13 protein-coding genes are annotated in these 14,383 nt (G+C 74.8%); 4 read left to right on the top strand and 9 right to left on the bottom strand.

Annotated elements, in window-relative coordinates; genetic code table 11:
- Positions 1-7: 7 nt before the first annotated feature.
- Complete coding sequence (locus IEZ08_RS03215) at positions 8-1,036, bottom strand: chemotaxis protein CheB (RefSeq protein WP_068922820.1); 1,029 nt, start codon at positions 1,034-1,036, stop codon at positions 8-10.
- Between the two features lie 92 nt (positions 1,037-1,128).
- Here IEZ08_RS03215 and IEZ08_RS03210 point away from each other — a divergent pair, with 92 nt between their 5' ends.
- From IEZ08_RS03210 to IEZ08_RS03200, 3 genes are read left to right on the top strand one after another with little or no spacing between them, the layout of a single operon-like run.
- Positions 1,129-1,953 carry an STAS domain-containing protein gene (locus IEZ08_RS03210; RefSeq protein WP_068922821.1) on the top strand — a complete coding sequence of 275 codons (825 nt, stop codon included), beginning with the start codon at positions 1,129-1,131 and terminating at the stop codon, positions 1,951-1,953.
- A 55-nt stretch (positions 1,954-2,008) separates the two neighbouring features.
- Positions 2,009-2,776 carry a lysophospholipid acyltransferase family protein gene (locus tag IEZ08_RS03205; protein WP_068922822.1) on the top strand — a complete coding sequence of 256 codons (768 nt, stop codon included), beginning with the start codon at positions 2,009-2,011 and terminating at the stop codon, positions 2,774-2,776.
- 14 nt (positions 2,777-2,790) lie between these two features.
- The gene (locus IEZ08_RS03200; protein ID WP_068928655.1) at positions 2,791-3,342 is read left to right on the top strand and encodes a hypothetical protein; all 552 of its coding nucleotides are present in this window, start codon (positions 2,791-2,793) and stop codon (positions 3,340-3,342) included.
- Positions 3,343-3,406: 64 nt separating this feature from the next.
- Here IEZ08_RS03200 and IEZ08_RS03195 read toward each other — a convergent pair whose 3' ends face one another.
- From IEZ08_RS03195 to IEZ08_RS03165, 7 genes are read right to left on the bottom strand one after another with little or no spacing between them, the layout of a single operon-like run.
- On the bottom strand, positions 3,407-4,231 hold the full coding sequence (locus IEZ08_RS03195; RefSeq protein ID WP_084779966.1) for a glutamate ABC transporter substrate-binding protein: 825 nt from the start codon (positions 4,229-4,231) through the stop codon (positions 3,407-3,409).
- Between the two features lie 11 nt (positions 4,232-4,242).
- Positions 4,243-5,805: a GlnX family signal transduction membrane protein gene (locus IEZ08_RS03190; protein WP_203863222.1), complete on the bottom strand. Its 1,563-nt coding sequence runs from the start codon at positions 5,803-5,805 to the stop codon at positions 4,243-4,245.
- On the bottom strand, positions 5,802-6,575 hold the full coding sequence (locus tag IEZ08_RS03185) for an FHA domain-containing protein (protein ID WP_068922824.1): 774 nt from the start codon (positions 6,573-6,575) through the stop codon (positions 5,802-5,804). Before IEZ08_RS03185 ends, IEZ08_RS03190 begins: the two co-directional genes overlap by 4 nt.
- 15 nt (positions 6,576-6,590) lie before the next feature.
- Entirely contained in the window at positions 6,591-7,928 is a 1,338-nt protein-coding gene (locus IEZ08_RS03180; RefSeq protein WP_189241621.1) for a vWA domain-containing protein, read from the bottom strand.
- On the bottom strand, positions 7,925-8,830 hold the full coding sequence (locus tag IEZ08_RS03175) for a PP2C family protein-serine/threonine phosphatase (RefSeq protein ID WP_068922825.1): 906 nt from the start codon (positions 8,828-8,830) through the stop codon (positions 7,925-7,927). Before IEZ08_RS03175 ends, IEZ08_RS03180 begins: the two co-directional genes overlap by 4 nt.
- Positions 8,827-11,193: a serine/threonine-protein kinase gene (locus IEZ08_RS03170; protein ID WP_189241620.1), complete on the bottom strand. Its 2,367-nt coding sequence runs from the start codon at positions 11,191-11,193 to the stop codon at positions 8,827-8,829. Before IEZ08_RS03170 ends, IEZ08_RS03175 begins: the two co-directional genes overlap by 4 nt.
- Positions 11,190-12,458: a hypothetical protein gene (locus tag IEZ08_RS03165; RefSeq protein ID WP_189241619.1), complete on the bottom strand. Its 1,269-nt coding sequence runs from the start codon at positions 12,456-12,458 to the stop codon at positions 11,190-11,192. The genes IEZ08_RS03170 and IEZ08_RS03165 overlap by 4 nt, the downstream gene beginning before the upstream one ends.
- Before the next feature lie 279 nt (positions 12,459-12,737).
- Between IEZ08_RS03165 and IEZ08_RS03160 the strand changes: the two genes are divergently transcribed.
- On the top strand, positions 12,738-13,733 hold the full coding sequence (locus IEZ08_RS03160; protein ID WP_203863221.1) for a serine hydrolase domain-containing protein: 996 nt from the start codon (positions 12,738-12,740) through the stop codon (positions 13,731-13,733).
- Positions 13,734-13,753: 20 nt separating this feature from the next.
- Here IEZ08_RS03160 and IEZ08_RS03155 read toward each other — a convergent pair whose 3' ends face one another.
- Positions 13,754-14,350 carry a DinB family protein gene (locus IEZ08_RS03155; RefSeq protein ID WP_203863220.1) on the bottom strand — a complete coding sequence of 199 codons (597 nt, stop codon included), beginning with the start codon at positions 14,348-14,350 and terminating at the stop codon, positions 13,754-13,756.
- Between the last annotated feature and the right edge of the window lie 33 nt (positions 14,351-14,383).

Raw genomic sequence — 14,383 nt, 5'->3', positions numbered from 1 at the left:
GGCCCCGTCATGAAGAAAGCAGGTCGTCCTCGAACCCGCCGATGCGTGATTGCAGCATGCGCATCGTCTCCAGGGCCTCGCCGATCTCCTCGGCCTGATCCCGGAAGCGCTGCACCGAGTGGGTATGCCCGCGCCGCTCCGAGTTCCGGGTCAGGCGATCCAGCACCCGCAGCCGCTCCTCCAGGCGCAGGATCGCCACCCACAGCGCCCGCTCCACGGCCACGGCCTGGCCGTCGGCCATGGTCTGGGCGGACCACACGTGGCCCACCCGGCACTCGTAGCGGGGGTAGGGCCTGATCCCCGTCTCGTACAGGGGGCCGTTGCACTCCGGGCAGGTGAAACCGGTGAGGTCCCCGGCGGGCGTGGTGGGCCGGCCGGTCCTCAGGAAGAGGGACACCTCGCGCTCGGCCTGCGCGTCACGCTCGATCTGCGGATCGGGCACCCTTTCCTCCTCTCCGGCGGGCATTCCGCTCTGCCGTACGATCAACCGGGCGATCTCCGCGACGGGCAGCACCTCGGGGTCGCGCGTGGCGTCCAGCGCCGCGCGCGGCATCCCGGCGAAGAGGCTCTCCTCCGGGTCCTGTACGGCGACCGCCCCGCCGTAGCGCTCCACGAGCGCGCACCCCCGGGAACCGTCGTCGAGCATGCCGCTCAGGACCACGGCGAGCGTGCGCGGACCGCCCTCGATCGCGGCGCTCATGAACAGCGGGTCGGCCGCCGGGCGGTGCCCGTTGTGCCGGGGCCCCCGCGACAACCGGACCGTCGCATCGTGCACGAGCAGGTGGTGGTCGGGGGGCGCGACGTAGACCCGTCCGTGCCGCAGGGGCTCTCCGTCGACGGCGGGGGCCGCCTTCAGCGGCCCGGCGCGATCGAGGATCCCGGCCAGGGCGCTGCCCCCTCGGGGAGGGATGTGCAGCACCAGCAGGAGCGAGGCGGGAAGGTCGCCGGGCAGCGCGGCCATCAGGGCACGGAGGGACTCGACGCCCCCCGCCGAGGCGGCGACGACCACCAGATCCCGTCTGCTGAAGCCGCTCATAGACCTCTCCTATCCGGGTACGCGTGGACTCATGCGGTGTATCCTCGCGACATCAGGTAAACGCTGGCACGGACGGCCGCGATGAGGTATCCATGAGCATGGATCTCACGGTGCGCGTGGTCCACCGCGACGCCGAGACGGCTTCGGCCGTCGTGGCGGTGACGGGGGAACTGGACGCCTGCAATCAGGAGCGGGTGGAGTCCACGCTGAGACGGTTGATCGCCGGGGACGTGCTGCACGTTCTGGTGGATGCCGCCACGATGACTTTCTGCGACATCAGCGGGATGCGGATGCTCGCGCGCGCGCACCGGGAGCTCCGCGACAGGGGCGGAGAGCTGGTGATCATCGCCCATGAGGCGGTGCACAAGCTGGGCCAGCTGATGTGGCCGGCGCCGTCGCCCAGCTGTCCCGCCGTCTTCCTGGCCTGCGAGCAGCGGCCGGGGGCCCCGGCCGGGGCGCGGCACACGTCGATCCTGCGGGGCCTGGGGCGGCGGTCCGGGCCGCGCAGGGAGCGGAACGCGGCCGACGGTGCCCTCCCGGGATCCATCGCACCGGACCCGGTGCAGGAGCGGCGTGTCCTCCTGGAGAGGCGGTCGGTCCTGGAGAGGTCGGCGCGGCTGAGGGAGGAGATGCAGGCGGAGCGGGGAAGGATGCTCGCGCAGGCGGAGACGACCTGCGCCATCCTCGCCGAGGTGCACGAGCGGCTCGCGGACATGCACGCCATCATCGAGGCCCGCAGAGCCTCGGCGCCGTTCACCGCGCCTTTCCCGGACCCCGCGAAGCCGCCGGGCGCGTCCCTCCCGGCGGCGCTGGTCGTGCCGGTCCGGTCGCCGCTGACCTGCGACGGCCACTCCCATCTGGAGGTGGCCGACCGCCTGCGCGACCGCCGCACCCCGTTCGAGGGGTACCTCCGCTGAGGCCCGTCCCCGGTGCCGGTCGGGGCGGGCGGGTCCGCTGGGGTACGGTTCAGCCATGGCTGAGATCGTGTACCCCCCGGTCATCGGGGCGGCGTTGACCATGTTCCGGGCGCTGGACATGAAGATCCGCGTCGAGGGCGCCGAGAACATCCCGAGGACCGGCGGAGCGGTGCTGGTCAGCAACCACATCAGCTACCTCGACTTCATCTTCGCCGGGTTCGCCGCCCGGCCGGCCGGGCGCCTGGTGCGCTTCATGGCCAAGAAGGAGGTCTTCGACCACAGGATCTCCGGTCCGCTGATGCGCGGCATGCACCACATCCCGGTCGACCGGTCGGCGGGTGCCTCGGCGTTCGGCGCGGCGCTGAAGGCCCTGCGGGGCGGCGAGGTCGTGGGCGTCTTCGCCGAGGCCACGATCAGCAGGTCCTTCACCGTCAAGGACATCAAGAACGGCGCCGTGCGGATGGCCGTCGCGGCGGGCGTCCCGATGGTCCCGGTCGCGCTCTGGGGCACCCAGCGCCTGTGGACCAAGGGCCGTCCCAGGAAGCTGCTCCAGCGCCACGTGCCGGTGACCATCCTGGTGGGCGAGCCGATGAATCCCAAGCGGGGCGACGACTACGACGCCGCCACCGTGGCCCTGCGCGCGCGGATGACGGAGCTGCTGGACCAGGCGCAGCGGACCTACCCGGAGATCCCGCAGGGCGTCTGGTGGCAGCCCCGGCACCTGGGCGGCACCGCGCCGACCCCGGAGGAGGCCGCCGCGATGGACGCAGCGGAGGCCGAGGCCCGCCGCAAGCCGGTGTCAGGCGAGTCGCAAGTGGAGTAATGCACGATATGTCCATGAGTGACTCGTTTGAGGACATCGTGGACGCCATCCAGCCCGGAGTGAAGCCGCGGCCGGGCAACCTGCCCGGCCCCGCCGCCCGGGTGGTCCTCGTCCTGTGCTGGCTGGCGCTCGGCCTGCTGCCGATCCTGTCCGCGGTGGGCGACATCAAGCTGGCGGCCGGCGTGACCGGCACGCCCGGCACCCTGACCGTGGTCTCCTGCGAGGACCTGGGCAGGGGCCGTTACGACTGCAAGGGCGGCTTCGCCCCCGACGGCGGCGGCGCGGCGGTCCCGGTGGACGCCTCCCCGGACTCCGAGGCGGGCGACGTCACCCGCGCCCAGCTCGCCCCCGAGGGCGACCGCGCGGTCAAGGCGGGCACGGCGGGCGTGGCCGCCGCGCTCACCCTCCCCTTCCTCGGGATCGCGAGCCTGGCCTTCCTGCCCTATGTGATCATGTACTTCCTCGGCGCCCGGCGCGGCCGCCGCACCGCGGTGGCCGCCGGAGCCGCGGTCACCGTGCTCGGCGTCATCGGGATGATCGCCGGCATGGTCGCCGCCTACTCATGACGCCGTACGCCACGGTGTCCGGGGGGCGACGGCGCCGTGCGCCACGGCGTCACGGCCCCGGACGTCAGGCGCAGCCCTCGAACTGGGGGACGCTGAAGGTCAGGTCCAGGCCCGACGCGCCGAACCACTTCTTCAGCAGCCGCTCCGCGGTTCCGTCCTGGTACATGGCGGTGAGCGCCCGGTTGACCGCCTCGCAGCCGTCGAGGTCGCCCTTGCGCATGCCGATGCCCAGCCGCTCGTCGGTGAACGGCGCGTTGACGATCCGGAACGCCGACCCGGCCCGGGCGGAGAACCCGGCCAGGATCAGGTCGTCGGTGGAGACCGCGTCCACCGTCCTGTCGCGCAGTTTGTCCAGGCACTCGCTGTAGGAGGCGGCGGCGACGAGCCGGACGGCGATCTGCCGCTCCTCCTTCACCCTGCGCCAGGAGTTCGACCCGGCGGCCTGGCACAGGCGCCTGCCCTTCAGATCCCGCACGTTGTCGACGTCCTCGTCCTCCGCGCGCACGAGGGTGTCCTGGTGGGCGACGTAGTACGGCCCGGCGAAGGTCACCTTGGACCTGTTCGGCGGGGTGATCGAATAGGTCGCGACGACCAGGTCGACCTTCCCCTCCTCGATGAACCGCTGGCGGTTGGAGGACAGCACGGTGACGAACCTGACGCCGCGGGCCCCGATCCGGCGGGCCACCTCTCCGGCGACGTCGACGTCGAAGCCCTCGTAGCGCCCTTCGCCGACCTTCATCCCCAGGCCGGGCTGGTCGGGCTTGACGCCGATCACCAGGGTCTCGCGGTCCAGGATCGACTCGGGACGGCCGGTCCCGCAGGCCCCGGCCAGCAGGACCACCAGTCCCGCCGCCGCGGCGAGCGCGGCCCTGACACTCACAGGTCGCACGGTCCCTCCCGTCAACGGTATTCCGACAGCCGGGGCCAGACCCCGGCGACGATCAGCACGGCTGTGGAGACCATGGCTACCGGCAGCAGGAACCACAGCTCGTCGACCCGCTCCTCGCCGTCGCGCACCGCCCGGTCGAACGTGGCGCGGTGGATCCCGGCGAGCTTCACCAGCGCGGCGTCGTACGCCTCGAACCTCGTCGTCAGCGGTCCCACCAGCTGCTCGACCGCCTCGCGCGGGGACGCCCGCCGCATCAGGACGTCGCTCCGCTGGAACTCCCGGTACCGCCGGAGCACATCGATGATCGCCTCCTGACGCCCGGACGGGCCGGAGCGGGCCGCCTCCCGCCCGATGAGACCCAGGAACCGGGTCGTGGCGGCGGGATAGGCGTCCACCCCCTCGTCCACCGCCCTGTAGTAGGCGCCGAGGTTCCCGCTCGGCGCGTAGAGCACCGACTGGGACTTGTCGAGGTAGGTCTGCTCGTAGGTGTCGGCCCGTTCCGGGTCGAGGAGGTAGCGGCTCTGGTCGCCGTGCATGCTGTTGCCCACGGCGCGCGCCCGGGCCAGGGCGAGCACGGAGTCGAACCCCTCCTGCTTGGCCTGCCGCAGGACGTCGGTCTCCCCGCCGAGGACCGTGAACCCGGTCAGCGCGTACATCCCGGCGATCGCCGTCGCCACCAGCAGGGCCGGGTTGAGCACCCGGCGGAACCGCCGGGCGAGGAACACCTGGAGCCAGACCAGGCCGCCGAGCGCGAGGATCCCGGCGGCGGCCACGAGCACCTGCCCGGTCCGCAGCGCGGCGGTGCGCTCCTCGTGGGCGCGGCGCACGATGGTCCCGCTCTCCAGGGTGAGGTTGTAGGCCATGGGCAGCAGTTCCAGCCGCATCAGGTCGGTCGCCTCGCGGTAGACCTCCAGGACCCGCTGCGGGGGCGGGCCCGCGGGGTGACCGGCCTGCTCGTCCATGAGCAGGGCGCGGGCGGCCAGCCGCTCGTAGCGGCCCAGGCCGTCCAGGACCGCCTGGACGGTCCGCCGCTCGGCCGGGTCCGTACCGGCCAGGGCCGAGGCCTGCAGCACCGCCCGCCCGGCGTCGCTCCTGCGCCGCTCGTACAGCTCCAGCGCCCGCTGCCGCCCCTTGCCGAGCCCGTGCTCGTCGCCGATCAGCAGCACGTTGGCGACCTGGGTGTCCATGTCGCTGAGCGCGAAGTACAGGTCCGCCGTGGCCACGACCTGCGGTCCGGCGTCATGGCCGATGATCTTCAGGCCGTCGTTGACGTCCTGGAAGGAGGCCGACAGCGCGCCGAAGAGCAGGGCGAGGGCGAGGACGGAGCCGCCCGCGATGGCGAGGACCCGCCCGGGCACGCTCCGCAGGCGCGACGGCGGCCCGGCCCGGCCCCGGGGCGCGGGAGAGGACGGGGACACCGAGGATACCGGGGCCACCGGGGACGGCTCGGGGCCCGCCGGAGCCGGGACCGTTCCCGGAGCCGTCCCCGGGGCCCGGGGCGTTCCCGGGACGGGGGAGGCGGCGGGGCCGGGGGCGGGCGGTGCGGGGGTCCGGTTCACCGGGACGGATGTCATGCTTGTCTCCTGCGCCGCAGTGTGATGAGGGTCCACGCGCCGAGGTGGATCCGGTCGCCGTCGTCCACCGGCACCGGCTCGTTCACCCCGACCTGCCTGCCGTTGACCACCGTGCCGTTGGCCGAGCCGGGATCGACCAGGGTCCACGCGCCGCCGGGCGAGGGGAGCAGCACGGCGTGCAGGTGGGAGACCCCGGGGTCCTCGGGCGGGTCGCCGAGGTCGATCTCCGGGACCAGGTTCCTCGACCGGCTGGTCCGTCCGATGCGGATCTCCCCGTCCGCCAGCGGGATGTCCCGCCGGGGGCAGTACGGCGGGAACGCTATCCGCCCGGCGTCCGGCCCGCCCTGGGCGATCATCCGGTCGTAGTGGTCGCGGTCCGCCTGGACGGTCGCCTCCCACCGGGCGGCCGGTCCGGCCGAGGGACCGTTCGGGAGCGCGCGCGCCGGTCCCGAGGCGGACCGGGGGAGCTCGCCCGCCGGGTCCGGGACGGGAGCCGTCTGGTCGTGGCCGCAGTCCTCGCAGAAACGCCCGATGACCGGCGCCCCGCAGGCGGCGCACTCCCGGGCCTGCCCGGCCCCGGCCCCGGCCCCGGCCCCGGACCCGGACCCGGCTCCGGTCCCGGCGGGCGGCGCGTGCGGGGCCGGGACGGAGACTCCCGCGCCGGGCGGGCCCGTTCCCGCCGTGCCGGTCAGGCGGGTGCCGCAGACGTCGCAGTACCCGTCGGCGAGGCCCGCCTCGCCCGGGTCGTGTCCCTGGGGACAGATGGTCATGGCGTCCCCTCCCTGTCAGCCCGTGGCGCTGCGGAACCCGGAGGTTCCCGGGTCGCCGGGATCACCGGTCCCGGTCCCGGACCCGCCGCGCATGCGCGCCGTGCGCACGGACCCGGTGTCGAGCGCGATCTCGTCGGCCCGGTCGACGGAGCGCCGGAGCCGGGCGGTACCGGTCCCCGGATCGACCTCGACGACCTTGGCGAGCAGCCGGGCGGTCTCCTCGTTGCCCGACTGCTCGGCCAGCACCCTGGCCCGGCCCAGGCGCGCGGTCGCGGTGTCCAGGTCCCCCGCGGCCCGCGCGCCCAGGCCCTCCTGGATCAGGTCGAACAGCTCCGCCTGCCCGGTGTAGTGGGCCACGCCCGGACTCACCCGGGTGGACAGGGCCAGGTCGTCGGTCCACTGGGCCAGCACGTTGCCCCGGGCGAGGACCTCACCGCCGCCCGGGACCACCAGCCGCACCCACGCCCCCCGGATCTCCTGGCCGACCGCCCCGGGGGCCACCTCGACGCAGAGGTGGTAGACCCGTGTCTCCGCGCCCCAGGCCCCGGTCGGGTAGTCACCGGTCAGCTGGTCGACCGGGGAGCGCATGCCCGTCAGTTCCGCCAGGGTCGGCGACACCTGCTTGAGGTAGCGCACCCTGCCGTTCTGCGGGGTCCAGATCCGCAGCGCCACCTCGGCCACCGCCTTGCCCATGGTGGTCTCGACCATCGCCCGGAAGTCGTCGGCGAGCTCCTCCGGCCGGCGGATGAACCCGGAGGTGCCCAGCAGCGCGTCGGCGACCTTGCGCAGCTCGGCGGGGGCCCAGTCGGTTCCGACCCCCCGGCTGTCGCACACGAACCCGCCCGCGCAGTGGGCGAGGGCGGCGCCGAACGTGCGCTCGTCCTCGTTGTTCTGGCCGTCGGTCAGCAGGATGGCGTGCCGGACCGCGCCGGGGTGGTCGGCCAGCAGCTCCGCGGCGAGCCGGAGCCACTTGCCGATCGCGGTCCCGCCTCCGGCGTCCAGCCTGTTCAGCGCCCCCCACGCCTGCTGCCTGGTGCGTGCGTCGGCTCTGACCATGCCGCGCCCCTCCGGGAAGATCTTGATCGCTTCGTGGGTCCCGGAGACGATGGCGAAGTGCACCCCGTCCCGCAACGTCTCCACCGCGGTCTGCGCGGCCCGGCGGGCCTCGGCGATCTTCTCTCCGCTCATCGAGCCTGAGGCGTCGACGATGATCACCTCGGCGGCCTCCACGGCCCCGTCCGTACCGGGCGCGCCCGTGGCCTCGACGGTGAGGATGGCGTGGATCTCCCGGCCGCCCGCGGCCAGGTATTTGTTCTGGTCGATGTCCAGCGTGAACACGGGCTGGTCGCTCATGCGCTTCTCCCCAGGTCTGCGGGTGCGGGTCCGGGCGGTGGACCGTACGGGATCACCAGGACGGTGACGTTGTCGCGGCCCCCGGCCGCGAGGGCGTGCCGCACCAGGGCGCGGGCCGCCTCCGGCGGCGCGTCCCCGGTGGCGAGAGGGGCCAGGGCGCGGGCCTCCTCCAGGTAGCCCCACAGTCCGTCGCTGCACACCAGGAGCACGCCCGGCCCCTCGGGCGCGAGTGTGCGGACGCGCGCCTCCACCGCGCCGGCGTCCGCCCCGAGCCAGGCGGACAACACGCCGGGGGCGGCGACGTCGTCCTCGGTGAGCAGCACGGAGTCCTCGGCGCGCAGCCAGTAGGCGCGGCTGTCGCCCACCCAGCCGACGGTGATCGCGCCGGACTCGACGACCGCGGAGACGTAGGTGCAGGCCGGTGCGTCGTCGGGGGAGGAGGCCAGGGCGGCCACGGCCGCGGCGGCCCGGGCGGCGGCGGTGCGGGTGGCGGCGGCCGGGTCCGCGCCCGAGCGGAGTTCCGCCAGGAGCGTGGCGGCACCGATCTCGGCGGCCGCGGCCGAGGCGGTCTCAGGCCGGGGCGAGGAGGACACGCCGTCGCAGACCACGCCGGCCGTCAGGCCGTCCACGGCGACCAGCGCCATGGCGTCCTCGTTGCGGGCGTGCCGCAGGCCGCGGTCGCTCACTCCCGCCGCGCCGCCCGCCTCCACCTCGACGTGGTCGTTCCCGGCGGGCTGTCGCAGGCCGCACAGCTCGCAGTAGCCGTCCGGGTCCACCGGCGCGGGCCCGCACCGCACGCACCGGGCGGCCTCCAGCCGCTGCCCGCAGCACTCGCAGAAGGACTCCCCGGGCCGCACGCCCTCCCCGCAGCGCGGGCACGCCCCCGTCTCCACGCCGATCACAACATCGTCCTGGGACGGGAGGCGTTGGCCCGGTCGACGAGCGCGTACCGCTCGGCGGTGGTGGCCGCGGCCCGCGCCAGCTCGCGGTAGAGGCGTTCCAGCTCCCGCCGGAGCGCGCGTTCGGTGAACGGCGTCCCGAGCAGGGCGCCGGCGTTCGGGCCGGAGGCGGCGCGCGTCCCTGAACCGGCCCCCGAGCCGAGCCAGTCGAGCGCGCTCTCCAGGACCTCGGCCGCCATCTCCCGCCGCCGGCGGGGGTCGAGGCCGTCCAGGTCGGCGAGCCGCTCTCCCGTCCCGGCCAGCGCGGCGGCGTCCAGGGCGGCGGGATCCCGGCCCCGGACGCTCCCCGCCACGACGGCCAGCTGCGCCGCCACGAAGTGGCTGGAGCTGTGCGGGACCTCGTCGAGCACCCTCATCGCCCCGTCCGTGTCGCCGACCGCCATGAGCGTCCTGGCCAGGCCGAAGGCGGCGCTCACGTAGGAGCGGTCGGTGCGCCACACGCTCCCGTACCGCGCGGCGGCCGGCCCCGCGTCCCCGGCGCACTCCAGGGCGAACGCCAGCGCCAGCCGGGCCGCGCACTCCCCGGGCACCAGGTCGTAGCAGCGGTCGAAGATCCGTACGGCCTCCACCGGGTCGCCCGCGACGAGCGCGTACACCCCCCGGGTCCACAGGACCCGCCAGTCGCCGGGCAGTTCCCTCGCGGCCCGGGCGAGCAGGCCGCCCGTCTCCCCGCCGCCCTGCTCGGCGCTGAGCCGGGCGAGCGCGAGCAGAGTCTCCGGCGTGTGCGGCGCCGAGCCGAGCATGGTGATCAGCTCGCCGGGGGTGCGGGCGGTCAGGCCGGACAGGAACGCGGTGCCCGGGTCGGCGGGGTCGGCCAGCGGCACCGGCAGGGCGGCCGCCGCGGCGGCCCGCCTCAGCGGTTCCAGGATCCGGCCTTCGCCGCGCGCCGCGACGGCGGTCCCGGCGGGGATCCGCTCGGGCCCGAACAGGGCCGACGGCGCGGGGTAGGGCATGCCGTCCTCGGCGGCGCGCACCTCCCGCAGGATGCCGAGCAGCTGGTCGGCCATCTCCTCCGCGCTCGCGAAACGGGCGGCGGGGGAGGGGTCGGTCGCCCGGAGCAGGAAACGGTGGAAGGACTCGTACCTGACCGCGGGCGGCAGCTCGCCGAGGCCGGGAAGGGGAGCCTCGGCGCCGCCGCGGACCGGGCTGAACGGGAAGCTCAGCACCGCCAGCGTCCGCCCGACCGTGTAGAGGTCGGAGGCGACCGACGGTCCTGAGGAGGCGATCTCCGGCGCTTGGTAGCCGACCGTCCCGTAGATGGGGCTGTCCTGGTCGGAGGCCATCCGCACCGCCCCCAGGTCGATGAGCTTGAGCTCCCTGCCCACCTGGATCACGTTGGCCGGCTTGAGGTCGCAGTAGAGCATGCCGCGCTCGTGCAGGTAGCCGAGGGCGCGCAGGATCTCCAGCGCGTACGGGATCGCCTGGCGCAGCGGCAGCGCCTCGGTGTTGCCGCTCTCCCGGAGCCTGCGGCGGAGCTGGTCGTGCAGGGACTCGCCGCCGACGTACTCCATGACGAGGTATCCGGCCATCCGCCCGGCCTCGGCGCCGGGCTCCCGGTGCCGGACGAAGTTGAAGATCTTGACGATGTTGGAGTGGTCCACGCCGGTCAGGAAGCGCCGTTCGGCCTCCGCCACGGCCAGCGCCTCGGCGTCGGCGGTGTTCAGCAGCCCCTTGAGCACCACCCAGCGGCCGTCGAGGTTGCGGTCGGCGGCCAGGTAGATCCAGCCGAGCCCGCCGTGGGCCAGGCAGCCCTTCACCTCGTACTGCCCGGCGACCAGGTCGCCCTCGCGCAGCTTGGGGGTGAAGGAGAAGCGGGTGCCGTCGTGCGGGCAGAACCCCTCGGCACGGCCCGGCCGCCCGTTCCTGCTGCGGCCCACCGGCCTGCCGCAGTCGGGCTTGGCGCAGAAGCGTTTCTCCTCGGGCACCTGGGGGTCCTGCAGCACCACCGCCATCGGGTCCCGGTAGACCACCGGGGGGACCTCGGCCAGCCCCGAGCCCAGCTGCCCGGGCCGGGATCCCCCGGTGCCCAGGGTCCCGCGGCCGGAGGTCGGGGCGCTGCCGCGGCTCCCGGAGGGGACCGTGACGGGCGAGGACGGGGAGACGCCGGGAGCGGACGGGGACGAGAACGGGACGGAACCGTACGGCGAGGGCGCGGAACCGTACGAGGACGGGGCGGAGCCGTACGAGGGGTGCGAGGCGGGGACGGACGCAGGAGGGGCCGCGGGCGGCGAGGCGGCGTGGCCGCACAGGTCGCAGTAGCCGTCCTCGATGGTTCCCGTGCAGTTCGGCTGGGCGCAAGCGGTCATCCGGCGGCTCCCTGGATCGCGCGTTGGTATCCGGTGACGGCCTCCGTCGCCTTCCGCAGGTCGCACGGGGCCGTCCAGAGCAGGTCGTGGGCGCGCAGGTGCGCGCGGGCGAGCGCGGGGTCCTCGGCCAGGCCGAGCCGTACGGCCCGGGCCCGGAAGGCCTCCAGCCGGCCGCGGAGCTCGTCGCGGCGCTCGATCAGCTCGCGCAGGGAGGCGACGGCCCCCTCCGCCCGCCGCAGGGCCTCCTCCGCGGCGCGTTCCAGCTCGGCGAGGAGGTCGGCGCGTTCCAGCCAGCGTTCACCGCCGTCGCCGCCCGGCCCGCCCGGCCCGCCCGGTCCGGCGGGCCCGGGGGCGCCGTCCTCGGCGGGGGCCGGGGCGTCCAGCGCGGCCAGACGCTCGCCCAGGGGGGCCGCCCGGCCGGGGAGGGCGGGCAGCGCGGGAGAGGCGATCTTCGTCACCACCAGGTCACGGGTGCGCAGGAACTCCTGCTCGGCGGCGGCCACCCGGCCGAGCAGGGCGCGCAGCGCCTCGCGCCGCGGGCCGTAGGCGCACCGGACCCCGGCGGCCCGCCGCACCCGTTCGTGCAGGCGGGCGGCGGCGTCGGCGATCCACTCCACGTCCCGCCCGCCGTCGCCGAGCGGGTCGTGGCGCAGCTCCTCGCGGACCCGCTCGATCTCCCGCTCGCACGCCCCCAGGTCCGGGTCGTCGCCGCCCAGCTCGCGCAGCAGGTCCCGGGCCGCGCCCGCCTCGGCCGCGGCGGCGTCCAGGCGGGGGAGCACCGCGTTCCAGACCGCGTCGACCTCCGCGACCAGGCCGGTGACGTCGTGGAAGGCCAGCTCCATCGCGGCCACCGCCTCGTCCAGGGTGAAGCGCTGCTCCCCGGGGCCCAGCAGCCGGCGTCGCTCCACCGGCCCCGAGTCCGGCGCGAGCCGTACGGCGGGCCCGGTGAGCAGCCAGGTGAGGCCGGTGAGCTCTTCGGGCCCGAGCCTCCGGTGACCGCCCCGGATCCGCTCGGCCTCCTCCAGCACACCGCGGTAGGCGTCCAGCAGCGCCCAGAGCAGGGCCAGGCGCCCCTGGGCCCGCTCCCAGCGCCGCGAGGTCTCCCCGCGCAGCGCGGAGGTCTTCAGCAGCCGGAGGATGGTGTGCGCGTCGAGGTCGAGAACCCCGTCGGAGATGCGGTCCCGCTCCTCGCGGCGGCCGCGCAGGGCGTGGTCGACGCCCTCGGCGCTCATCGGCGGCCCCGCCGCCCCCGGACTGCCCGTCAACGCTCCCCGTACCTCCCGTGCGCTCCGACCCCCGCGTGCTCCGGCCCGTGTGTGCCCCCGTCTGTGCCCCCGTGTGGCGCCCCCCGTGGAAGCATGGCCTTTATCCGGTCTTTACCCCTTTGACGAAGGGTGGAAGGGGAAAGTTTCCGGATCGCCGGGGCCGTCTCGGCGGCGAATAGCCAGAGGATGACGGTGTTTCGCATGAAATTTGGTGATGCGCCAGTTTCTTCCTTACGGAAGGCTTGCCACTAGATATGTTCCGGAAAATGTGGAGGAATCGTGTGGCAGAGATCCAGTCCTGAGAAGGCGGGGTTCGCCCCCGACCTGGCGGACCGGCTCGACGGCCTCGTCCGCCGGGGAGGGGCCCCGGACCTGCACGGCGTCGTGGTGGCCCGCCACGGCGAGCTGGTCCTGGAGCACTACGGCAGCGGTCCGGACTTCTCCTGGGGCACGCCGCTCGGCACGGTCGAGTTCGGGCCGGAGACCCTGCACGACGTCCGCTCGGTCACCAAGAGCGTCGTCGGTGTGCTGTACGGCATCGCGCTCGCCGACGGCCTGGTGCCCGAGCCCGGAGAGCCGATCCTGCGCCACTTCCCCGAGTACCCCGACCTGGCCGCCGATCCCCGGCGGGCGCGGCTGACCGTCGAGCACGCGCTGACCATGACGCTCGGCCTGGAATGGGACGAGAGCGCCCCGTACACCGGCCCGGAGAACAGCGAGATCGCCATGGAGATGGCGGAGGACCGCTACCGGTTCGTCCTGGAACGCCCGATCGTCGAGGAGCCGGGTGTCCGCAGGCAGTACAGCGGGGGCGCCGTGGCGCTGGTCGGCGCCCTCATCGCCCGGGGCGCCGGGCGGCCGCTGGAGGAGTTCGCGCGCACCGCGCTGTTCGAGCCGCTCGGCATCGGCTCCTTCGCGTGGACGGCCGGGGACGACGGGGTCGCCTCGGCGGCCTCCGGGCTCCGGCTGACCCCGCGCGGCCTGGCCAGGATCGGCCAGGCCGTACTGGACCGCGAGGTGGTCCCGGCGGACTGGGTCGAGGCCATGCTCCAGCCGCGTGTGCCGACCCCCTGGGGCGCGTCCTACGGTTACCTGTGGCACGTCGACCCCGACGGACGGGCCACCGCGACGGGCAACGGCGGGCAGCGCCTCTTCCTCCTGCCCGGCCTCGGCCTCGTCGTGGCCGTCACCGCGGGCGGCTATGACGGGCCCGATCAGGACGCCGCACCCCGGGCGGTCCTGGAGGAGGTCGTCCTGCCCGCGCTCGTGCCCTGACCCCGGTCCCGCGCGGGATCTCAGCGGGAGACCTCGCCGGAGACCCGGGACGGCCGCAGGGTGCGGCGGTCGCGGTAGAGGTCGCGCAGGAGCAGGATCTCGGCGCCGTGGTGGAGCACCTCGCGGTTGATGTGCAGCACCAGGGCGGCCATGGGCTCCTCGGCGTACGGGCCCTCGGCGGGACCGCACGGCCGGGCGAGGCCCTCGGCGCCGAGACCGCGCACGCCGTCCCGCCACGCCGCGTACGCCCCGTCCAGCTGGCGCAGGGCCTCGGCGGCCGTGCCCGCGTAGGCGAAGCTCTGGTAGTCCACGGCGGGCGCGCCGAAGTGCGAACCGGCGCGCCCGCCCAGGACGCCGACGATGAGGTGCCCGAGCCGCCAGGCGATCGTGGTCACCGGCGCCGGATCGGGTTCGGGGAACGCGAACTCGATGACGAGGTCACCGCTCCCGGCGGCGATCGGGGCGCCGGCGGTACCGCGCGGCCGTACGCTCCAGCAGCCGTCCACCGGCTCCCAGAAGTACTCGTCGTCGGTCAGGCCGTCGAGACCCGGTCGCAGCTGGTTCTCCCAGTGCCAGTCGAGCTGGTCGGTGAGGAGGTGGTTCCAGTTCATGTCCATGTTCCCGACCGTAGACACCATCGAGGACCGTAT

Origin of the sequence: Planobispora rosea, from assembly GCF_014648175.1 — a bacterium.
Classification (GTDB): Bacteria; Actinomycetota; Actinomycetes; order Streptosporangiales; family Streptosporangiaceae; genus Planobispora; species Planobispora rosea.
Note: the sequence above shows the minus strand (reverse complement) of the source record. Positions and strands in the feature narration are given on the sequence as shown.